Source organism: Rothia sp. CCM 9417 (assembly GCF_048513575.1).
GTDB lineage: Bacteria > Actinomycetota > Actinomycetes > Actinomycetales > Micrococcaceae > Rothia.
Genome location: NZ_JBLXXT010000002.1, coordinates 42,446 through 63,460 on the forward strand (window position 1 = coordinate 42,446; position 21,015 = coordinate 63,460).

Genomic DNA, 21,015 nt, shown 5'->3' on the forward strand with positions numbered 1-21,015 from the left:
GCAGAACTTGTTCATATTTTGGGGTCACTGTAGACACTCACTTCACTGTGCTGTTTGTGCTGGAGGACTTCCCGAGATATGCCTATGATGGTTGTATGAAAACACTTAAAATCGTTACCGCCTGTGCTACCCTGGCCCTGGCTTTATCAGCCTGTGGCTCATCAACCGAAGCTGCCAAAACAGAAGAATCGGGCGCTTCGGCTACTGAGACCTCTACGAGCAATAGCTTTGCTGTTTCTTCAAGCTCGGCCTCTGCACGTGAGTCTGAGCAGGCTTCAGCCTCACCGACCGAGTCTGTTTCCAGCAGCTCGGCAAGCGCTTCAGCTTCTCATGACGTAACGTCTAGTTCAGCGCCGCTTCCAGCAGATATGACTATTTCTGCCGAGAAAGCAGGAGGTGCCCGCCCTGATGGAATCGCTCAGTTTGAAAAAGACGGTGCACAGCTTGAAGATAGCGGCTCATCGAAGGGTAGCCAGAAGTACATGTATCACGGCGATAATCCCAGGAACTACACCAACGTTCTCGTGTCCTACCTTCCCGGGTCTGACTACCAGACCCGCACATCTGGTCTGGATGAGAAACACGAAATGGGTAACGGTATGTGTGGCATGGAACATGAATCAGACAGCATGCGCTCTGAGAAATGCTACTTCCCTGTGGCAGATGGCGGCGTACTCATGTTAGCTGGTACGGTCGATAAGACCCGCACCGATGGCATTGAGGTGGATACACAACGTATTCACGATTTTGCGGCAGAATTTGTCAATCAGATAAAGAACTAGACTACTAGCAAGTAAACCATGGTGCCCCCGTTGAAGTCGGTGGTGCCATGGTTTTTGTCTAGCCTTGGTAGGTTGGTAAGTCGAAGCAGAATAATTATCAAGAGAGGACAGCAGTGAGCCGCATCATTTCTGGTTTGGCCGGAGGCCTGCGCCTGGCAAACGTGCCCGGCGATAAGACCCGCCCCACAACAGACCGGGTCAAAGAAGCGCTGTTCTCCCGCCTGGAGAGCTACAACATGCTGGCCGACGTTCGTGTACTCGACCTTTTCGCTGGCTCCGGCGCGCTGGGGTGCGAGGCGCTTTCGCGCGGTGCGGCCCATGTAGATTTTGTGGATCACTACCCCAAGGCAATAGCCGTTATCGAGAAGAACGCCCGGGCTCTTGCTCAGAGTGCGACCAGCACCGGCTTAAGAGCAAGCACCAGCAGAATCCACCGTATGCAGGCCAAAACCTACTTATCCAGCTATAGCGGTGCGCCCTGGGACCTGGTCTTCATTGACCCTCCATACTCTGTCACGAACGCCGAGCTGGAAGAGCTGCTAGAACTATTGTCAGACTACCTGGCGCAGGGCGCTGTTGTAGTGGTCGAGCGTACTACCCGCACTGGTGAACCTTCCTGGGGGACCGGCCTGGAACGGTTCGCTGAGAAGAAATACGGGGAGACTCAACTCTTCTATGCTGAACCTGTGCTTAGCACTTCCGCATAAAACCTCTCTTCATAACCTGCTACGGGGTGGCCTTGATAGGGTAAAGGTATGACCCAAGAGCACAAACAACCCCAGCAACCCCCACCCTATGAGCCGCCGCCGTCAACAGGAGTGCCCCGGCTTCTGACTGAAAACTCTTTGGTGATTCAGCAGACCCGAAGTTTCCTCAGCAACGATTTTGCTCTTGAAGACGAGCGTGGGATGGTTTTGGGTCGAGTGCACACCACCGGCTCGCTAGCTGTCAATTTTTTGAAAGGTAATCGCTCCTTCGACCTGGTCGATGACCGTGGTCAGCCTCTTCTGACCATCCGTGACCCCTTTGACCTGGGTCTGGATCGCTACGAGTTGTATAAGCCCGACGGTAGCTTCTTCGCTCACATACAGAAGCACTTTTCGTTCTTGACCAAACGGTTGAGCATTGAACTGCCCCAGCTCACCCTTAACCTTGAAGGCAACCTGCTTGAATACAGCTTCAATATTATGGCCGGTAGCACCGTTGCGGCTCAGGTTAGCAGGCAGTGGGGCGGTCTGACCTCAGCCATTCGAGGTAAGAGCCGCTACGGAGTGCATCTTGACCCGGTTGCTCCCGCTGAGGTCAGGCTTGCCATTATTGGTGCTCTGGTGGCTCTTGACCTGATTCGTGCCAAGGATAGTAAGTAGTTAGCCCGCACTGTATGCCAGGATACGGCTGGTCGCTGCTGCCAGTACTTCAGGTTTCTTGCAGAAAGCAAAACGAACGTAACCTTCAACCTGGGATCGGTAGCCCTCGGTGGTAAAGGCAGTGAGCGGAATAAGGGTGACTCCTGAGGCTTGGGGTAGTTCCTGGCAAAGCTCTTGAGCGGTTGTAAAGCCCTTTTGGGCCAGTACCTGAGCAACATCAGCCACAGCGAAGAAAGTACCCGCAGGCTCGATAATCTGCCAGGGGCTATCAGCTAGACCTTCAACTAGCACCCTGAGCTGGTGGGCGTAGCGTTCTTTAAGGCCCAGGTAGAAGTCATCACCTGAGGCAAGGCCTACGGCTGCCGCTTCCTGTAGGGGAGCGGCAGCACTGTGCGTGAAATAGCCTTTGACCATTCGTAGAGCGGACATCAGATGGGCAGGGCCGGTCATCCAGCCAATACGCCAGCCCGTGGCCGAATGCGTTTTAGAAATGGCCGAGACAGCGATAGTCCGTTCGGCGGCACCGGGCAGGGCCTGGATGGGGGAGTAGGGTGCTCCGTAGGTCAGATGCTCGTAGACCTCATCAGCTAGAATCACCGCATTGAATCGCTGGGCTAGCTCGACAATTTTTTCTTTGGCTTCCTGAGAGAAGACCATGCCTGTGGGGTTGTGAGGATCGTTGACCACAATGAGCGCAGTGCGGGCAGAGAAAGCCGCCTGGAGTGCTTCAAGATCGGGTTCAAAAGTGGGTGGCAGCAGGGGTACGGTACGGATGGTGGCTCCAGCCAGCGCTGCCGCCGCAGGGTAAAGGTCATAGTAGGGCTCAAAGAGGATGACTTCATCACCTGGCTGCACCAGAGCTGCTAGGGTTGCAGATAGACCTTCGGATGCTCCCGCACAGACCGTCACCTGAGTATCGGGGTCCAGCTCAAGGCCGTAAAAACGATGCTGGTGTTCTGCGATGGCTCCCCGAAGAGCAGGGTTACCTGCAATGGTGGCGTACTGGTTGGCACCGCGCGCTATTGCCTCAGCAGCGGCTTCTAACATGGCTTGAGGGCCGTCAGTATCGGGGAAACCCTGCCCTAGATTAATAGCGCCGTGGGCTTGGGCTAGGGCCGACATTTCCTCAAAGATAGTGGAGCGCTGGCTGCCGTCAGCTCCTAGCAGCCCGGTTGCCGCTCCTACACGCTCGTAGGGCTTGCTCATGCTGGCCTCCCGCTTGAAAGAGTCGGGAAAGCCTAGCTAAAAGCCCGACGGTTCCCAGTGGATTGTGTCCTCAACAGAATACAAGCTAAGCCAGGATACCCGGGGTACTGTGACATTGTATGTCATAGACCATGCCGTACTGTAGCCTTGACATATGCAAACTGTTGTCTGCCCGGGGTCTTTTGACCCTATCCATAATGGTCACGTCGAAATTATTACCCGAGCCGCCAAAATCTATGGCAACGTGTTGGTGGCTGTTTCCCACAACTCCTCCAAACAATACCGCTTCAGCCTTGAAGAGCGGGTGGCGATGGTGGAGGAAACCTTTGGGCTCTTCGCCGGTGTGTCTGCGGTTATCTTGCCCGAGGGTAAGCTCCTTGCTGAGTTTGTGCGAGAGCAGGGCTCTTCACTGATTGTCAAGGGGTTACGCAATACCGCGGACTTTGAATATGAGGCTCCTATGGCCTCTATGAATCGGCATATTGCTGGTGTCGAAACAGCCTTTATAGCGGGTGACCCCAAATACAACCACCTCTCTTCGACCATGATTAAAGAGGTTTCCGGGCTAGGTGGTGATGTTTCATCCTTCGTACCGCGTGCCACCCAGCGAGCCCTGCAAGAGTTGCCAGGCTAGGCTCATGCAGAAGCCCGCTTGGGGGCAACCAGGCAGAAGAGTGAGCTAGCCCTACTTGCTTCAAGGCTGAGCTAGCTCTAAACTGGGTACTTGGTTTAAAACATTTGATAGGGAGTTCGTCATTTCACGAAAAGATTCATCGCCCCTGATGATCTCTGTAAGGGATCTAGCTCATCGCCCGGGTGCCATGGAGACCCTTGAAGAAGTTCTGCCAGCGCCAAGCGACTTTGGCAACGCTCTCATTGAAGCGGAAGAAGGAAGCGACATTGACCTCAATGTTCGCCTGGAATCCGTTTCAGATGGTATCTTGGTTACTGGAACTGCATGCGTTACCGTTAGCGGTGAGTGCAGTCTCTGCCTAGACCCGGTTGACTTTGAAGTTACAGCCGATGTTCAAGAGCTTTTTGTTTTCGAGAAGGCACCAGAAGGTGGCCCCGAAGATGAAGTAGATGAGCAGTATGCCGTAGAGAACGATGAAATTGATCTCGAACCGGCACTGCGGGACGCAGTGATTCTTCAACTGCCGTTCCAGCCTGTTTGCAGTGACTCCTGCCAGGGCCTGTGTTCCGAATGTGGCACACGCCTTGAGGACGACCCTGAGCACCACCACGAGGTCATCGACCCCCGGTGGAACGCGCTTTCTGCGTTGCTCAATGCAGACGAAAAATAAACTTATAAAGCGACAAGAGAAAAGAGATAGCTGTGGCTGTTCCCAAGCGGAAAATGTCCCGTGCTAACACCCGCGCACGCCGTTCCCAGTGGAAGGCGTCCGTACCTCAGCTGGTCAAGACCGTTGAAAACGGTCGCGTTACCTACTCCCTGCCCCACCAGGCAAAGCTTGTAACTGACTCAGCCGGCAACGAACTCTTCTACGAGTACAAGGGCCGCAAGGTAGCTGACGCGTAAGTTAGCGTTTGTATGACTAACTCTGCATCACAAGAGTTTATGAAACGTCTCGGTATCACACTCGATACCGAGACGTTTCAGCTTGCTATGACGCACCGTTCTTATTCTTTTGAGAACGGTAACGTGCCCCATAACGAGCGCCTAGAATTTTTGGGCGACTCGGTTCTTTCACTGGCCGTTGCCTCTGAACTCTACAAGAGGTTCCCGGACCTGGCCGAGGGTGAACTCGTTAAACGCCACCATGTGGTCGTTTCAACCCGGACTCTGGCGATGCTGGCGCGCAACCTCAAACTGGGCCCCTGCATCCTACTAGGCAAGGGTGAGAAAAAGACCGGTGGAGCGGATAAGGACTCAATCCTTGCAGACACCATGGAAGCTGTTTTCGGTGCCGTCTACATGGCCTACGGCCCCGCAAAAGCTCACGAGCTGGTCTTAGCTCATACAGCGCACCTGCTGGATGATCGTAAAACCCTCAACATTGGTCGTGACTGGAAGACCGAAATCCAGGAGTACGCCGCGGCGAACTCGCTGGGGGAGCCGGTCTACCGCGTGGAGGGTACTGGCCCTGACCATGCCCGCCGTTACACAGCCCAGCTACTGCTGGCAGATAACCTCATGGGTACTGGGCGAGGGACCAGCAAGAAAGAAGCTGAACGAATGGCCGCCGAAGAAGCCTACTACAGGGTCTACGGCGACAGTAAGTAAAGTCCCCTATGCCAGAGGGCGGGGGAAGCAGAGATTACCTCTGCTTCCCCCGCCCTCTGACTTTAAGCGGAGCCTTACCCAACCCTGAGCTAAGCAGGCTGGCCACTCACAGCCTGGCAACCGACCACCGGCGCCCAGAAAGAGGCCGGTACCAATGGAGCCAGCCGCCCATTGCTATCATCTGGATTTGGCGGGGTTTGAGCCCCTGTTTAAGACCCTCTTGCTCATGGGCATAAGACTGTGTCGCGCCCCTAGCGGAGGGCAGTGGTTGATGAGACATAATAATCCTTGAGGTTAGCAGTTTGTGCTGGCTGGTATACCCACACCCAAGGTACAAGGCAGGGTAGTGCTCAGACTCGGCTGCTCTCTGCGCAATAGCCTAGACTCTATTCTGCAAGGCTCCTGTCTAAAGAGCGAGGTAAAGAGGGCATAATTTTAGGGGACGACACTAAAGAGAGGTCAAGTAGTATGCCTGAGTTACCCGAAGTTGAGGTTGTTCGACGGGGGCTTGCTGCCCACTGTGTAGGCGCAAGAGTGGGCGCTGTCACCGTAGCCGATAGCCGGTCCCTCCGTCGACACACCGAAGGCACTCCAGATTTTTGCGCCCGGATCACCGGCCTGCGAATAGCCGATATCGCCCGGCGTGGCAAATACCTGTGGGTCCTCTTCCACGCCCAGCCCCACATCCATGCCCAGCAAGCTGCCAGCCTGAACTCCGTGGCAGATCCCGCAGATACCAGGCTCCTTGAAGACTTCGCCCTAGTCATTCACCTGGGTATGAGCGGCCAAGTCCTGCTCAAAGAGGGGCCCATGCCCGCCGAAAAACACCAGAAAATCGTGCTGAAACTCGAAGATGCCACAGATGAAAGCGGGCAAACCAGCCCTCTCGATATGCGCTTCGTGGACCAGAGAATCTTCGGTGGCATGTTCCTCAGCCCCCTACAAGCGGTCACAGGCACACAGGGGCAACCACTCCCAGGAGCCTCCATGAGCGTCCTGGGCCTGCCTCTCATTCCTGAGGCTGTAGCCCACATCGCCCGTGACCCGCTCGACCCCCACTTTGATAGCGCAGACTTTCGCCGCCGTATGCTGGCCACATCAACCGGCATTAAGAAACTACTCCTTGACCAGTCAGCCATCTCCGGGGTGGGAAACATCTACGCCGACGAAGCCCTCTGGCGGGCAAAACTCCACTACGCCAAGCCAGCGCGGACAATCACACCGCAAGCCACCCGGGAACTCGTCAAAGCCTGCCAAGAGGTCATGAACGATGCCCTCACCCAAGGAGGCACCAGCTTCGACGCTCTCTATGTGAACGTCAACGGCGAATCAGGCTACTTTGACCGTTCCCTCAAGGCCTACGGTCAGGCAGGGCACCCCTGCTGCCGTTGCCTGGAAGCGGGTCGCACCTCGCTGATGGTACGTGAACCTTTTGGGGGTAGGAGCTCCTACCGGCGCCTGTATTGTCAACGGAAGCCCCGCGGGGTTCAGCGATAAGTGCCTGAAGGTGGCGGGCACCGATTACCTGCCCTCTGGTGTGCTCGCGCGCTCGCACCCGGGCACTCCATCCGCACTGTCAACGGAGGCCCCGCGGGGTTGAGGGATAAAGACCCGGTTTAGCTACTAAACCGGTCCCCATAAAAACGGCCCAAAGCCTGGTAACCCTGCTCCAGGCTCACCTCGGGCTCCCAGCCCAACAAGCTACGAGTAGTTCCCTGATCAAACCAGTGGGCAGTAGAAAGCTGTTCAGCCAAGAAAGAAGTCAGCGGCGGAATCTCACCGGGAGCAAAAACCTTCCAGAGCTTCTCCATGACCAAACCCGCCCCGTAAGCCACCGGGGCAGGCACCGAATAAGCAGGCGGTTTTACCCCGCACGCGGCACACATGCCTGCAATAACCTCCGCCACCGGGCGGGGCTGGCCGTTCGTAACCACCAGAGGAATACCCCGGATAGCCTCAAGACGCTGATAGCCGCGCACAAAAGCGTCAGCGGCGTTGTCGATATAGAGCGTGTCAATCATCGCCGAGCCACGATTGAGCAGGGGGAGACGGCCAGCGGCGGCACGCTCCAAAACACGCTCAACCAGCTGGGTATCACCCGGACCCCAGACCAGGTGCGGGCGCAGCACACCCACCCAGAAACGGTCCGAGTTATAGGAAAGGGCCAGTAGCTCAGACTCAGCCTTAGAGCGGGCATAGTTACCCCGGGCATGGTTGGGAGAGGCAGGAGGGTTGCCCTCACCTACAATCGACGAACCCGTATGAGCTGCAGAAGGCGATGAGGTATGCAGGAACTTACTGACCCCCAGAGTCTGAGCAGTTTCAAGGAGTGTGCGGCTACCCTCCACATTGACCAGGCGGTAGTCCTCCCATTGGCCCACCACAGAAACCTTGGCGGCCAGATGGACCACCCCATCCACGCCGGTCAAGGCCTGCTCAACAGCGCCGGGGTCAGTGAGCGAACCCCGCACCTGCCAAAAACGGCCCCGCAGGTGTTGGGGTAAAACCTCTTCAAGCTGGGCGTCCCCGCGCTGAAAGGCCCGGACTGAGTAGCCAGCTCGCAGGAGGGCAAAGACCACCTCGCGGCCCAGCAACCCAGAGGCACCGGTAACCAGAACGGTCTCACCGAGCTCCGGCAGACAGACCTTGGGATCTAAAGAACGCAGGGAGACTACCATGCGATAACACCCTTTCCTAGGCGAGCCCGCTTACCAGTGAGGACCTTCTCAGCCCACTGAGCAACCACAGGGCGGTCAATCTTTGAGTTGTGGCGAACATCGGTGGGGTGCTCATCCACAATGAGGACAGCCGATACCTCCACGCCTGTTTCAGCCAGGACACGCTCCCGTACCCGAGCAGCCAAATCAACTGGGGCAGGGCCCTGAACGGTCCTCTTACCCCGGAACCTGGGACCGACCTCAGCAACCAGCACAACCGTGCCAGTACCAGCGGGACCAATGGCTACAGCGGCAACGCGGCGCACCTCGGCATCACCCTCAGCAGCCTGTTCCAGAGCAACAGGGGTCAGTACACCCTGGGAGGTCACCAACACGTGGGCTAGGCGGCCCTCCACCCAGAGGCGGCCAGCCGCATCGAAGTGCCCCACATCGCCGGTACGGTGCCAGCCAGGGGTCGAAGTTGAAACCTGCTCGGTCACCCAGAGGGTGTCATAACGGTCTTTAACGTGAGGGGCCGCCAACAGAATCTCGCCGGTAATACCGGGCTCCTGCCTTGTCTCTGCACCGGCAGTACCATCGGCCAGTAAGGGGGCGATCTGAACGAAAGCGCCATCAACAGCCTTGCCCACGCAAACGCCGCCGCCTGCGCCGTGCATGCCGTCACGGGCGTCCTGCTCAGCCTCTTTAATCTCATCGAATGAAACATCGGTGGCGGGTAGGGCTTCAGTCATACCGTAAGGAGTGTGCAAAGAAGCCACAGGCAAAATGGTCTGAAGCTTGGTCAAGAGGGGAGTCGTTACTGGTGCCCCTGCTGAAAGCAGGGTAGTGACCTTAGCCAGAGCGGCCCGCTGGTTCTCATCAAGGGCATCAAAGGTATCAATGATGTTCATCAGAGCCGCAGGGGAGGCAAAAATGGTGGTGGCGTCGATAGCGGCTGTTGCCGAAGCCAGCGCCCGCGCTGTCAAGGTCTTGGGCCTGGTGACGTCCATAGCGGGAGTCACGCTGGTTGCGCCCAGAGCGGGGCCAAGCAAGGCGAAGGGGGCAAAGCCGGCAACCAGGCCGCTACCAGCCTTCAAACCATAGGTCGATGAAATGGTATCGCGCATACCGGCCAGCTGACGGTGGGTATAAACCACACCCTTAGCGGGGCCGGTGGAGCCGGAGGTGTAAAGAACTGCCGCGTCGCTATCGGGGTCGGGGAGCTCAACGTCAGCGGTTCCAGATTTTGTGAAATCCTCAACGGAACCCACAAGGCCCAGAGCCTTAGTGGCCGCCTTGGGCAAAGCCATGGCAGCAATACGCTGGCCGGGCCAGCCCAGAGAACGGGCGGCGGTGAGGGCAGCGGGAACACCCACCAGCCAGTCGGGGCGGGCACCCTTCAGAGCGCGGGTAAGCCCCTTTGCGCCTAACCCGGTATCGGCCACCACAATGACCGCTCCCAGCTTGAGGCAGGCATAGATGAGCGTAGTGAGTCTAATACCCGGAGGAACCAGCAGATTGACTCGATGCCCCCGGCGTACACCCAACTGGTACAGGCCATCAGCGACCCGATCAACCTCAGCTGCCAGCTCCGCCCAGGTCAGTTGAGCCGCAACCTGGGTGCCGTCACCCTTGGGGTTCATATCGACAACGGCCAGTGAATGATCCTTGGCCCGGGCGGTCAACTCCGCAATCATCGGGCGGTATTCGCCCAAAGCGGGGGCTTGCTCCTGGCGGGCTGCAAGGTGGCGCTCACGCTGGGTGATGCCGGTGACAAAGTGCTCAGTCAGCCAGTTAAGAATAGGGCTGGCAATGTCTTCGTCTTCTGCGACCAGGTGGCTGGCCTGTTCAAAACGGTGGATATCAGCATGAGGTAGCCGGGTGGCAAGATCGGCCATGTAGCGGCGCTGGAAGACCGGGTCCTTAGTACCCCAAAGCATGAGAGCTGGAAGGTCCAGTTCCCTTATACCTTCTGCGATTTCAATCATCTGCCGGTAGCTGCTTGCTGCCGGGGTAGCGGGAATATCAGCTACAAAATTACTGACACCTGCCCTAAGCTCACTGGTGGTATAAGGGAGTTTGTAGGCCTGTTTGACAGCCTCGCCCAGCGGCTTTTGCGCAAGACCCAGAGTGACATCAATAAAGGCGGAAGATTTTGCCGTAGCCCAGGAATGAAGAGCGGGGTTCAGAGCGGCTTGCAGAGCAAGCGGGATCTTTTCTGCCGAGTCGTGGAAGACAGCGGTGTTGGTGAGCATAATGCCCGAGAGAATATCGCGGTGCCGCAGTGCCCAGCCGAGTGATACCAGGCCACCCCAGTCATGGGCCAGGGTAAGAAGAGGGCGGTCGGTGCTATCGAGACCCAGTGCTGCTGTGAAGTCTCCCAGGTCAGCTACCCTATCGATGAGGGCGCGTTTGAGACCGGTACGTTCCGAGTAGCCCATATCGAGCTGATCAACAGCCACCACCCGCCAAGGGCGTTCAGCCTGGTTAGCTGCCGCTAAGACCGAACGCCACAGGTAGGACCAGGTGGGGTTACCATGGACAGCCAATACCGTACCGACAGGTTCCCGCCCCGCGGCAGCCAGCTGGGGGCTGTTATCCAGATAATGCCAGGTGCGGCTAGACCCGGTGCTCTCAACCGGCGCTGTGGAGGCTACCGTGATGGTCTGGGACCAGTCGCTGTCAACACCTGGCCACTGGGCGGGAGTCGGGGTGAGCTGTAGATTCTTCATGTATTTCTCTCGTCAGGCTAAAACGCGGGACGGTGCAATGCACCCTTTAGAAGGCAGTGCCCCGGCTCTTTCTGCTGGCAGAAAGAGCCGGGGCCCAAAGGTTTATTACCAGATAATTTCCATGAGGGCAGTATTCAGGCCGGAGCCAACGCCCATGCACAGAATACGGTCGCCGGGGGAGTAGTTGGTGCTGTCCTCGGCCAGGGTCATAGGTAGAGCCGCCGCCGCAACATTGCCCCAGACGGGGAAGGTTAGCGGAATCCGCTTGCGGTCAATGCCCACCGCCTCAATAATTGCGTTGGTATGAGCGTTAGAAATCTGATGCGTTACATAGGAGTGCATATCGGTCCAGTCCCAGCCGTTCTGGTGGGCTTCTTCCCAGGCCTCAGCGACCAGCTGTAGGCCGTGCTTGAGCAGACCGGCGGCATCGGTGCTCATACCCTGGTCAGCCTCGCCGCCGATGCAGAGGTTGCGGTGTTCGGTTCCGGAGCGGGAGACAGAGCCAACAATCTTGTGCCCCTTGGGGTGTAAGCCGGAACGACCGATGACTGCTGCGGCCGCACCCGACCCTAGGGTGAGCGTAGCGAACTGGGCAAGAACATCGTCGCGTGTGGAATCAGGGCGGTTGAGCTGACGAAGTGCAGTAGCATGCCAGGGTGAAGGATCCTCACCGTCCACAATAAGAGCATAATCAATAGCCCCGGCATCAATCATGGTTGCGGCAACGGTGATGCCATTGACAAAGCCTAGGCAGGCATTGGTGATATCAAAATTAAGGGCCTGGCGGGGCAAACCCAGACGGTCATGGATGCCCACGGCAACGGCAGGCTCAAAGTTATCACGGGTTACCGAGGTATTGATGATAAGACCAATCTGTTCCTTGGCGATACCAGCCTGGGCCATAGCCTGCTCGGCGGCGGCAACAGCGCCGTCCTCAAAGGTCATGCCCTTACCCCACGAACGACGTTCACTAATGCCGGCCAGGCGTTCAAGCAGGCCCTTGGGCATCTTGAGCCGCTTATAGGTGGCGGCAAGCTGCTCATCGAAGTAGGAACTGGTGACTACCTCGGGAGGCAGTACACGGGTGACAGACAGAATCGAAGCGTTCTGGTGGCGTATATCTGAATTAGCGGTCAATCTACTCTTCTAGCCTCGGAGTGGGGACAGGGGCGGGCGCTAATATTCATTGCAAAGCGCACCGTTACCATATTATGCCCCGCTCGCTTGCATGCGTCCCATTGGCGGGGCTGGTTCCTCTCACACCGAACAGTAGCCAGGAGCTGCTGTTGTAGAGTTGAAACCTGAGAATTTGTCCCAAGAGAACAACCGAATGGCCTCGAATGTACCTGAAATCTTTGACCGTCCGCGGCTTCAAATCCTTCGCTTCGGCCACCGTTTTTGAGTTTGAACCGGGCCTGAACGTGATTGTTGGGCCCAACGGGTCGGGCAAGTCAAACGTGGCGGACGCCCTGGCCTGGGTCATGGGTGCTCAAGGCGCTAAGCAGTTGCGCGGAGCTGCCATGAAGGACGTCATCTTTGCCGGTGGCGGCGAACGCGGGGCGCTGGGTCGGGCCAAGGTTGAGCTGGTTATTGATAATTCTGATGGTTCCTTACCGCTCCCTCACTCAGAGATTCGCATCACTCGCACCATGTTTTCCGCTGGCGGGTCAGAGTACGAAATCAACGGCCAGCCCGCTCGTCTGACCGATGTTCAGGAGCTTCTTGCCGATACCGGCGTGGGCAAAGACCCCTACACCCTGGTGGGGCAGGGGCAGGTCGATAAAATCCTGCACGGCACCGCCCAGGACCGACGGGAGCTGATTGAGCAGGCTGCTGGCCTGGTTAAGCACCGCCGTCGCCAGGCAAAGACCGCAGCTAAACTCGACGACCTTAAGGGTAATCTTGAGCGGCTGGAAGATTTGGCTGCTGAACTTTCTGACCAGCTCGAAGGAAGGCGCGAGCAGGCTGAAGCGGCTCGTATTGCCTCTGACGTTGCCGCTCGTGTGCGGGCACTGAAGGGTGATCTGTTGGCGCTGGATGGTGCCCATCTGAAAACGGAGATAGCGGAACACACTGAAGCAGCCGAACAGGCGGCTGTAGCCCGCGCTCGCTCCGAAGAAAAGAACTTGGTTTTCACCCAAGGCCTGGCTGACCTTACGGCACATGAAGCCGCCCTCAAAGCCAGCCTGGAAGAAAGCATGCAGGAAGTCGCTACCCTTAAGGCTCTTGCTGCCCGGGTCCAGACGATTGAGCGGGTTGCCTCAGAGCGTATAAAACAGGCGAATCAGCAGGACGATTATGCTGATGCCCTGGCGCACCTTGAAACTGCCCGGCTGGGTGCAGGCCAGGAGGAAGAAGCCGCCCGCCTGGCTAAGGAACGGGTGCTTCAGGCGGAAAAAGAGCTTAAAGGCTTGGAAGACATCTCGCGGCTTGCTGAAAAGGATCACCGTCAGCTCAATCAAGAGCTAGAGCAGGCTAGGAGTGAGGTTGCTGAACACCGGGAACTGCTTTCGCAGCTGACCACCGCACTTGCAGCGGCGCGGACCTCCTTTGAAAAAGCTCAGGCTGAAGCAGCTCGCCGCAAGGATGAATACCAAGAATTTGAGAGCATCCAGGCGCAGGTGAGCGCCTCTGTTGAAGCCGCCCGTGCCACGGTCCAAGCGCTTGTAGCAGAGTACGAGCAGGCTCTCCTCTACGAGAAACAATCCCGTTGCGGACGTCAAGCCGCGGCGGATGCCCAGGAGAAGAGCCGGGTCAAGCTGCAAGAGACCGAGCTGGCTCTGCGGTATGCTCAGGCTCGCTACCAGGCACTCGAAGCGGCCTGGTCACAGGATCACGAGTCATCCACCGAGCCAGCTGGGGAGCGTGAAAAAGCCCTGAGCGCAGGTGCGCAGGAGCTTGTATCTTTACTTGAGGTTAAGCCTCAGTGGCAGAAGGCTGTAGCAGCTGTCATTGGTCCCTATGCCCGTGTTCTTGCTGATGAGAAAGGGAGGAATCAGCCCCACCTGGTGTCGCAGGTATTCCGCCCCGAAGGCATGCAGAACCCTTCTGGCCAGAAGGAACTATCTATACCTGAACTTGAAGATAAGGGTTTTATGGCTTTGCGGCAGGCCCTATCTGCCCCCGCCGCGCTAACAGATGCCCTCAACATTCTCCTGGGCCGGGTTTATCTCTGTGAGAACCTTGTCCAGGCGCAGGAAGCAGTCAAAGACTTCCCGGACATCACCGTGGCGACAGCAGACGGCCTATTGGTCACATCTGTCTCTGTCCTTTACCCCCAAGAGGTCGAGACGAGCTTTGACGCTCACGCCCAGCTGATTGCGGCTCAGTCGCATATGAAAGATATCGAAAAGGAATGCGAAGAAGCTCGCCTCGCCCTTGCCCAAAATCAGCGGGGGCTGACTCTTGCCCAGGAGCAGGAGAAGCAGGCGGCCCGAAAGGTTGGAGCCCTGTCTGCGCGGGTCACCACAGCTCGAACTGACCTGGCTGGTCTGACCGGGGCCTGTACCAGTGCCCAGGCTGAAAAGCGCAGGCTCACCGATGCGGCACACCGAGCAGATGAAGCGCTTAAAGAGGCTGCAGCACAACTGGCTACGGCAACAGATGAGCTTGAGCGTGCCCGGAAGAACCCACCTCACCCCAACCTTGCTGATCTGCTGGAGAGGGCGCAAGAAGCCGCTAGCACCGTTCAGCAAGCTACTGAACGACTTGCTCAGGCCCGTACCGGTCTGGAGCGCGATCGGGAGAATGCACAGGCCGCCCATGCTCGCTCACTCCAAGCCCAAGAAGCTCTGAACGCCCTTGAAACGGCCGAACTGAATCGGCAAGGCCGCCATGCCCAGGAACAAGCTGCTCGTCACCAAGCTACCCGCCTAAACCTGGCGGCTCGGGCTCTTGCTTGTCAGCTAGCCGGGCTACTGAAAGAGGCAGGGAAAGGCCACGAAAGCACACGGTCCCAGGCCCTTACCCTGGCAGAAGGTCTCAGCGATACCCGGGAGAAACTAGCCAGCGGGCAGAAATCACTGGCTGCTGCGCTGACGCTCCAGGCAGAGGCCGCCGCCCAGCGGGCTCGCTGTGAGACGCGCTGGGAGGGGTTGGAGAACCGTGTCCGTGATGAGTTAGGGCTGAGCCTGGATGAGCTGATTGCAAGCCGTAGCGGGGTGGCCGCTGATCGTGCTGAGACTGAGAAAGCTCTGGCCCAGGCAGAAGCTGAGCTAGCCCGCCTGGGTGTTACCAACCCGCTAGCGCTGGAGGAATATCAGGCTCTGGAACAACGGTTTGGCTATCTGCGCCAGCAAATATCTGACATTAAAGCTAGTCGCACCGATGTGCGTGCGGTCATGAAGGAGGTCAACGACTACATTGTGACCTCTTTTGACTCAGCTTTGGCAGATGTCCAAGAACAATTTGGGCCTATCTTTGCCACGCTCTTTCCCGGTGGTCAGGGGGAGCTGGTGCTCAGTGACCCCGCTGACCGTCAGAACAGCGGCCTGGAGATTCAGCTCAAGCCAGCTGGTAAAAAAGTAACCAGGCTATCGCTTCTCTCTGGTGGCGAGCGGACCTTGGCCTCACTGGCCTTGTTGCTAGCGGTTTTCATGGCCCGCCCGGCTCCCTTCTATGTGCTTGATGAGGTAGAAGCGGCTCTCGATGATCGAAACCTGGGCCGTCTTCTTGAGGTGCTGGGGCAGCTGCGGGAACGGTCGCAGCTACTGATGATTACCCACCACCAGCGCACTATGGCGCAGGCCGATACACTCTACGGGGTATCGATGCGCAATGGCGTTTCGGCTGTTATTTCGCAGAGGCTTGCAGATTACAGCCAATCATCTGAGGTGTAGGCAGAGCAGGTTAAAGGGGGCGAGCGCCGGGCTGAAAATCTCAGCCCGGCGCTCGTGTCTGCAGTCTTAGCGGCCTGTGTAGCCTTTGTCGGCAAGATCTGCGGGGAACTTGGGTTTGATTCCCGGTATCCAGCCAATGGCGGCGATCAGCAGGAGTGCGCCGGCAACAGCAAAGGCGGGGAAGAAGCCCCAGGCATCGATGATGAAGCCAGCGAAGAGCGGACCTACAATCAGGCCGATGTCAGAGACCATCTGGAAGTAGGCCAGGGGTTGGCCACCTGAGCGTTTGTTGCCTACGATATCGGAGATTGCCGCTTGGAGGGAGGGACTCAGAAGGGCTGCAGCGATACCGAGCAGGATTGCGGAGGCAACGAAGGCCGACGGTGCGGTAATGGTTCCAAAGAGGATTGTGACGATGCCGGCCAAGAGGAGGCCTGAGAAGATCATGGGGCGGCGACCGATTCTATCACCGAGCTTGCCTGAGTAGATTTGCATGAGCGCGTTGCCGGTTGCGTAGGTGGCCAGGGTGAAACCGGCCAGGCGGGCACCTGCGGCGGCAGGGTCATAGCCTGCCTCTGAGCCGTGGAGGCTGGCCAGTAGGGCTACTGCCGCCAGCGGTACAACTGTTGATTGGAGTCCAAAGATGCTCCAGCCTACGGTGAGGTTGGTGAACAGGGCTGAGCGGTAGTTGCTGAACTTGAGGGCTTCTTTGAGGGTGAGTTCGGGCTTTGCTACGGGTATGCCCTGGGTGTTGAGGTGGGTTTGTGGTGCTTGGTCTTTAAGCTGGGTCATGACGATGAGTGAGGCGCACAGGAGCATGCCGGCGTAGACGAAGAAAGGGACTCGCATGCCCAGGGCGGAGGCTGCAGCTCCTAGGACTGGGCCTAGGATGTTGCCCAGCAGGAAGGATGTGGCGTAGTAGCCGGAGACTTTACCCCGGATGGAGGGTGGTGAGTTGCGCACCAGGATTCCCATGGCGGCTACGGTGAACATGACCGAGCCTGTGCCCCCGATGATACGAGAAGCGATGAGCATGGGGTAGTTGATAGATAGCCCTGCACCGATGGATCCTAGCCCTACAATGATCAGGCCGGTGGAGTAGATGCGTCGTTCCCCGAATGCTGTGATGAGTTTGCCGGAGACCGGGGCGAAGAGAAGGCGGGAGAGGGCGAAAGCTGAGACTACGAAGGTTGCTGCCATAGCTCCCACATCGAAGGAGCGTGCGAAGCCGGGGAGGACGGGTGCTACAAGTCCGTATCCTAGCGCGATGAGAAAGGAGGCAGCGATGAGTACTTTGATTTGGGTGGGTACTTTGGTGTTTTCTTGTGCTGGGTGAGGGGAGCCTTGGATGTGAACACTTCGACGGATTGATTCTGGAATGACCGGGATGGCTCCGGTGTCCATGGAGGGGGTGGGGATATGTTTGCTCATCTTGCTTTCGCCAGTCTTAGATTTTCTCAAAGTATTATAGCTCACACCTCTGAGCGCTATAATATGCAGAACTGCATTCTACCGGTGGGTGCGGGGGCTGTATAGCGGTGCAGAATGTGGCAAGCTAGAGGTGTGAATGATTCTTTAACTCTGATTGTCTATATTCTGCTGGGTCTTCTCATCCTGGGCGGTGTTCTAGCCGTCCTCCTGCGCGGTCCAAAGGCACCTAAAGGTGGCTATGGGACGACCCGCGACGCCGACGATATCCCGGTCACCGACTCCGGTGAACCGGTCACCTCGATTGAGAAGCCTGCTTCTGCTCAGGGCCGTCTGGTGCGTTTGCGCGCCCGCCTGTCCAAGTCCAATAACCTACTGGGTAAGGGTCTGCTGGCTCTGCTGTCCCGCGACAAGATTGACCAGGAGGTCTGGGACGAAGTTGAAGAAACCCTTCTCTTGGCTGATCTGGGTTCTGAGCCTTCTACCCGCCTGGTGGAGGCCCTCCAAGAGCGTGTGCGTGTTGAGGGTACCGAGAACCCCGCCCATGTTAAGCAGATGCTCCGTGAAGAGCTCCTGAAAATCGTGGGGGAGGACACCGACCGTTCCCTCAACCTTGAGGGTGTTGACGGTAACCCCGGCCTGGTGCTTGTGGTGGGTGTCAACGGTGTGGGTAAGACTACGACCGTTGGCAAGCTGGCTCGTGTGATGGTTGCTGAGGACAAGAACCTGCTTCTGGGCGCTGCCGATACCTTCCGCGCCGCCGCTGCTGACCAGCTTCAAACCTGGGGCGACAGGGTAGGTGTTGATACCGTGCGCTCAGAAAAAGACGGTGCTGACCCTGCCTCCGTTGCTTTTGAGGCTATCCGTCAGGGCAAAGCTCGTGGTGTAGATACGGTCATGATTGACACGGCTGGCCGCCTGCAGAATAAGGCCGGCCTGATGGATCAGCTGGGCAAGATTAAGCGTGTGGTCCAGAAAGAAGCTCCCGTGACCGAGGTGCTCCTGGTTATTGATGCTACAACCGGCCAGAACGGCATGATTCAGGCCAAAGTCTTCTCCGAGGTTGTGCAGATTACCGGTATCGTGCTGACCAAGCTGGACGGTTCCGCTAAGGGCGGCATTGTGGTGGCTATCCAGGAAGAACTGGGCGTGCCGGTCAAGCTGATTGGCCTGGGCGAAGGCCCGGATGACCTGGCTCCTTTTGAGCCCGGTGCTTTCGTGGACGCCCTGCTCGACTAAGCAGTATGAGCTTTGAACCCGCGTATTTTCCTTACAAGCAGCTGTGGGGGAGGGTACGCGGGTTTTCTCTGCCCGTTTATGTCTTGTGTGTGGCAGGGGGCGAGACAACACCAAAGCCAGCTGCGAGAGGACTACCCGCCTACCTGCTAGAGTGTGGAGCGCCAAGGCGAGATAGCAGAGATAACCGACAATAGCCGGCCCGATGAAAGAGAGAAACATGGCAGCAGATATCAGCATGATTGAACCGACAGTAAGGAGCTTGCGCGAGTACTTTGCAAGCGGAGCCACCAAGCCGCGCATTTGGCGGCAGGAACAGCTTGAGGCCCTCCGCGCTCTGGTAGCAGAGAACACCCGGGAGCTTCTAGATGCTCTATACGCTGACCTGCACAAGTCGGCTACTGAGGCTCAGATGACCGAAATTGGTATCACGCTGGATGCTATTGATCACAGCCTCAAGAACCTGGCGCGATGGACAGCGCCCGGCCGCCTGCCGCTGCCCCTGACCTTGGCCCCCGGCAAGGCAGCTACCGTGCGTGAACCTCTTGGTACGGTACTGATTATTGCTCCCTGGAACTACCCGGTTCAGCTCCTGCTAGTGCCCCTGGTGGGTGCCTTGGCCGCGGGGAATACCGTGGTGCTCAAACCCAGTGAAGTCACGCCAACCGTTTCTTCTCTGATTGCGCGGTTGGTTCCTAACTACCTGGACTCTCAGGCGGTAAGGGTCATTGAGGGTGGGGTAGAAGAAACCACCCAAGTTCTGGCCCAGCGCTATGATCACATTTTTTATACCGGCAACGGTCAGGTGGGGCGTGTGGTGGCACGAGCCGCAGCCGAGCATCTGACCCCCATCACCTTGGAACTGGGTGGTAAATCCCCAACCCTTGTAGAGCCAGGTATCGACCTGGCAACTGCCGCCCGGCGTATCGTCTGGGCCAAGTTCATCAACGCCGGTCAAACCTGTGTAGCTCCTGACTACCTGCTGGCTATCGACGGGGTTGAGAAAGACCTAGTCCCGGAGCTGCAGGCAGCTATTACCGAAATGTTCGGCCAAAACCCCCAGCAGTCACCGGACTACGGCCGCATGGTCAACGACCGCCATTTTCAGCGGGTCAGTGGATACCTGGATGACGGTGAGATTCTGCAGGGCGGTCGCATCGATGCCGCAGAGAAATACATTGAACCGACCTTGCTCAAACCAGCCTCGCTCAAAGCCCCGGTGATGACCCAGGAAATCTTTGGGCCGCTGCTGCCTATTGTGACCGTGGCTAGCCTGGACGAAGCCATCGACTTTATCAATGAACGCGACAAACCCCTGGCCCTCTACGGCTTTGTTCAGCCCCAGAACCAACAGCGGCTGGTAGCAGAGACCTCCAGCGGTGGCCTGGTCTTTGGCGCGGGTCTGGTTCACCTCTCACCGCACAACTGGCAGTTCGGCGGGGTAGGTGAGTCCGGCATGGGGGCCTATCATGGCGAAAAAAGCGTGGAAATTTTTAGCCACGAAAAAACTGTGTTCATAAAGCCTCTCACCCCGGATACCCTGCGCTTGATTTACCCGCCCTACACCGGCCTCAAAGGGAAACTTCTGGGCAGAGTCATTTAGCTGACGGAAAAGCAACACAGTGAGCCGATAGCCTATGGTGGCTGGTGGGGACCCTAGCAGGGTGGCCGTTAGACTGGTAGATATGAAACTAGTTTCCTGGAATGTTGATTCCCTTAATGCGGCTCTTACCAGCGCATCACCCCGTGCCCAGCTGTCCCGCCATGTTTTTGCCACTCTTTCAGAGCTGGCTCCGGACGTGCTGGCTATTCAAGAAACCAAGCTCCCGGTCAAGGGCCCCACCAAAAAACATTTGGAGGTGCTTGATGGCTACTTCCCGGGCTACAAGGTGGCCTGGGTGTCCTCCGATGAGCCTGCCCGCAAGGGCTACGCCGGGACCATGTTCCTCTACCGCCCCGAACTGGAACCGGTTGTCACCTACCCCCGCCTTGACGCGCCGACCACCATGGACTCCGAGGGGCGTATGATTACCCTCGAATTCGAAAACTGCTACATCACCCAGGTCTACACCCCCAACGCCTCCGAGGGGTTGCGTCGCCTGGAGGACCGTCAGGTCTGGGATCGTCTTTATGCTGACTACCTGGCAACCCTGGACGCCAGCAAGCCGGTCCTAGCGACAGGTGACTTCAATGTTGCCCACACCGAAATTGACCTGGCTAACCCTAAGTCCAACCGCCGCTCACCCGGCTTTACCGATGAGGAACGCGAGGGCTTCACCCACCTACTTTCACGTGGGTTTACCGATACCTTCCGCCACCTGCACGGCGACGTGACCGGTGCCTACACCTGGTGGGCCCAGCGCTCTAAAACATCCAAGATTAACAACACCGGTTGGCGTATTGACTACTGGCTGGTCAGTGACCGCGTGGCCGATAAGGTCACCACATCGGAGACGGTCGATTCAGGACCCCGCCAGGATCACACTCCGATTCTGTTGGAGATTGATCTTTAGGCTCCGCTTGG

General features: G+C 57.7%; 17 protein-coding genes. 12 read left to right on the top strand and 5 right to left on the bottom strand.

Features of this window, described 5'->3' with window-relative positions; all coding sequences use genetic code 11:
* The first annotated feature begins 95 nt into the window (after nucleotides 1-95).
* From ACN082_RS03605 to ACN082_RS03615, 3 genes are all read left to right on the top strand, one after another.
* A complete protein-coding gene (locus ACN082_RS03605; RefSeq protein ID WP_419099487.1) occupies nucleotides 96-782 on the top strand; it encodes a hypothetical protein in 687 nt (228 codons plus the stop codon).
* A 113-nt stretch (nucleotides 783-895) separates the two neighbouring features.
* The gene (gene rsmD / locus ACN082_RS03610) at nucleotides 896-1,489 is read left to right on the top strand and encodes a 16S rRNA (guanine(966)-N(2))-methyltransferase RsmD (protein ID WP_419099488.1); all 594 of its coding nucleotides are present in this window, start codon (nucleotides 896-898) and stop codon (nucleotides 1,487-1,489) included.
* A 48-nt stretch (nucleotides 1,490-1,537) separates the two neighbouring features.
* Entirely contained in the window at nucleotides 1,538-2,149 is a 612-nt protein-coding gene (locus ACN082_RS03615; protein ID WP_419099489.1) for an LURP-one-related/scramblase family protein, read from the top strand.
* Here ACN082_RS03615 and ACN082_RS03620 read toward each other — a convergent pair whose 3' ends face one another.
* Entirely contained in the window at nucleotides 2,150-3,355 is a 1,206-nt protein-coding gene (locus tag ACN082_RS03620; protein WP_419099490.1) for an aminotransferase class I/II-fold pyridoxal phosphate-dependent enzyme, read from the bottom strand.
* Nucleotides 3,356-3,509: 154 nt separating this feature from the next.
* On the opposite strand from ACN082_RS03620, the gene coaD reads away from it, so the two are divergent.
* The 5 genes from coaD (at nucleotide 3,510) to mutM (ending at nucleotide 7,097) form a co-directional block, all read left to right on the top strand.
* Nucleotides 3,510-3,989, top strand: coding sequence for a pantetheine-phosphate adenylyltransferase (gene coaD / locus ACN082_RS03625; RefSeq protein ID WP_419099491.1), 480 nt, complete (start codon nucleotides 3,510-3,512; stop codon nucleotides 3,987-3,989).
* 187 nt (nucleotides 3,990-4,176) lie between these two features.
* A complete protein-coding gene (locus ACN082_RS03630) occupies nucleotides 4,177-4,659 on the top strand; it encodes a YceD family protein (protein WP_419099492.1) in 483 nt (160 codons plus the stop codon).
* Nucleotides 4,660-4,691: 32 nt separating this feature from the next.
* Nucleotides 4,692-4,895 (top strand): 50S ribosomal protein L32, encoded by a 204-nt coding sequence (gene rpmF, locus ACN082_RS03635; protein WP_135011069.1) that lies wholly within the window; start codon nucleotides 4,692-4,694, stop codon nucleotides 4,893-4,895.
* Between the two features lie 12 nt (nucleotides 4,896-4,907).
* Nucleotides 4,908-5,600 (top strand): ribonuclease III, encoded by a 693-nt coding sequence (rnc, locus tag ACN082_RS03640; protein WP_419099493.1) that lies wholly within the window; start codon nucleotides 4,908-4,910, stop codon nucleotides 5,598-5,600.
* Between the two features lie 468 nt (nucleotides 5,601-6,068).
* On the top strand, nucleotides 6,069-7,097 hold the full coding sequence (gene mutM, locus ACN082_RS03645; RefSeq protein WP_419099494.1) for a bifunctional DNA-formamidopyrimidine glycosylase/DNA-(apurinic or apyrimidinic site) lyase: 1,029 nt from the start codon (nucleotides 6,069-6,071) through the stop codon (nucleotides 7,095-7,097).
* Nucleotides 7,098-7,216: 119 nt separating this feature from the next.
* Here the strand turns inward: mutM and ACN082_RS03650 are convergent, their stop codons facing one another.
* From ACN082_RS03650 to ACN082_RS03660, 3 genes are all read right to left on the bottom strand, one after another.
* Complete coding sequence (locus ACN082_RS03650; RefSeq protein ID WP_419099495.1) at nucleotides 7,217-8,278, bottom strand: NAD-dependent epimerase/dehydratase family protein; 1,062 nt, start codon at nucleotides 8,276-8,278, stop codon at nucleotides 7,217-7,219.
* Nucleotides 8,272-10,989, bottom strand: coding sequence for an alpha/beta fold hydrolase (locus ACN082_RS03655; protein ID WP_419099496.1), 2,718 nt, complete (start codon nucleotides 10,987-10,989; stop codon nucleotides 8,272-8,274). The genes ACN082_RS03650 and ACN082_RS03655 overlap by 7 nt, the downstream gene beginning before the upstream one ends.
* A gap of 105 nt (nucleotides 10,990-11,094) precedes the next feature.
* Nucleotides 11,095-12,126 carry a 3-oxoacyl-ACP synthase III gene (locus ACN082_RS03660; protein WP_419099497.1) on the bottom strand — a complete coding sequence of 344 codons (1,032 nt, stop codon included), beginning with the start codon at nucleotides 12,124-12,126 and terminating at the stop codon, nucleotides 11,095-11,097.
* 203 nt (nucleotides 12,127-12,329) lie between these two features.
* Between ACN082_RS03660 and smc the strand changes: the two genes are divergently transcribed.
* Complete coding sequence (gene smc / locus ACN082_RS03665) at nucleotides 12,330-15,827, top strand: chromosome segregation protein SMC (RefSeq protein WP_419099498.1); 3,498 nt, start codon at nucleotides 12,330-12,332, stop codon at nucleotides 15,825-15,827.
* 66 nt (nucleotides 15,828-15,893) lie between these two features.
* Here the strand turns inward: smc and ACN082_RS03670 are convergent, their stop codons facing one another.
* The gene (locus tag ACN082_RS03670) at nucleotides 15,894-17,258 is read right to left on the bottom strand and encodes an MFS transporter (RefSeq protein WP_419099499.1); all 1,365 of its coding nucleotides are present in this window, start codon (nucleotides 17,256-17,258) and stop codon (nucleotides 15,894-15,896) included.
* A gap of 114 nt (nucleotides 17,259-17,372) precedes the next feature.
* Here ACN082_RS03670 and ftsY point away from each other — a divergent pair, with 114 nt between their 5' ends.
* The 3 genes from ftsY to ACN082_RS03685 all read left to right on the top strand — a co-directional run bounded on the left by ftsY (nucleotide 17,373) and on the right by ACN082_RS03685 (nucleotide 21,004).
* Nucleotides 17,373-18,494 carry a signal recognition particle-docking protein FtsY gene (gene ftsY, locus ACN082_RS03675; protein ID WP_419099500.1) on the top strand — a complete coding sequence of 374 codons (1,122 nt, stop codon included), beginning with the start codon at nucleotides 17,373-17,375 and terminating at the stop codon, nucleotides 18,492-18,494.
* A 217-nt stretch (nucleotides 18,495-18,711) separates the two neighbouring features.
* Nucleotides 18,712-20,094: an aldehyde dehydrogenase family protein gene (locus tag ACN082_RS03680; RefSeq protein ID WP_419099501.1), complete on the top strand. Its 1,383-nt coding sequence runs from the start codon at nucleotides 18,712-18,714 to the stop codon at nucleotides 20,092-20,094.
* A gap of 82 nt (nucleotides 20,095-20,176) precedes the next feature.
* Nucleotides 20,177-21,004, top strand: coding sequence for an exodeoxyribonuclease III (locus ACN082_RS03685; protein ID WP_419099502.1), 828 nt, complete (start codon nucleotides 20,177-20,179; stop codon nucleotides 21,002-21,004).
* Nucleotides 21,005-21,015: the final 11 nt, after the last annotated feature.